The 401-nt window shown below is 42.1% G+C and carries 1 protein-coding gene; it reads left to right on the top strand.

The genetic code is table 11. The features are described from left to right. Positions 1–401: hypothetical protein (locus AC1DWA_RS33625; RefSeq protein ID WP_477917861.1), on the top strand; the 401-nt coding region annotated here is incomplete at both ends.

Below are 401 nucleotides of genomic sequence, written 5' to 3'. Positions count from 1 at the left end.
GAAGCATGCGAAGTCACATCACAGATTGAAAAAGAGTACCAAGAGAAACAGAAAAAAGCTAAGGTTGATTTTGTTGTCCTCGACAACGATGGCGTAGAGTTTTATCGTGGAGCCTTATCTTTTGGATCAGGTGCTGCTTCTCATGTGGTGGATCATATCTGTAAGACATTAACAGGTGTAAAAATGAACGATCAACAAGAAGCGCGAAAGCGAATCTTTCTGGAACAACTGAACGAACAAATACCGGACCATCTGAGACAATCAGATGGTCTTTCTATTTCTAAAGAACATATCCTAACGAGCATTCCATCATCTGCTCATCATCGAAAATGGATGGTTGGAGGAGGCATCCTGGCTCTTCTCATCCTTTCAGCTACTTCATTCTCAACCGTGGCTACATC

This window comes from Rhodococcus sp. P4_F3_2, from assembly GCF_056401335.1.
Note: the sequence above shows the minus strand (reverse complement) of the source record. Positions and strands in the feature narration are given on the sequence as shown.